Annotated in this window: 1 rRNA gene; it reads left to right on the forward strand. The window is 55.4% G+C overall.

Features of this window, described 5'->3' with window-relative positions:
• Nucleotides 1–251, forward strand: a 16S ribosomal RNA gene (locus ACTHS3_RS18260); the annotation flags it as partial.

Here is a 251-nt window from a genome sequence, read left to right on the forward strand (position 1 = left end):
ACCCTGATGGAGCGACGCCGCGTGGAGGACGAAGGCCTTCGGGTCGTAAACTCCTGTCATGCGGGAACAAGAAAGTGATAGTACCGCAAGAGGAAGAGACGGCTAACTCTGTGCCAGCAGCCGCGGTAATACAGAGGTCTCAAGCGTTGTTCGGATTCATTGGGCGTAAAGGGTGCGTAGGTGGCGAGGTAAGTCAGGTGTGAAATCTCGGGGCTCAACCCCGAAACTGCACTTGATACTGCCTTGCTAGA

The sequence above is a fragment of the Neisseria sp. P0009.S007 genome (assembly GCF_051962515.1).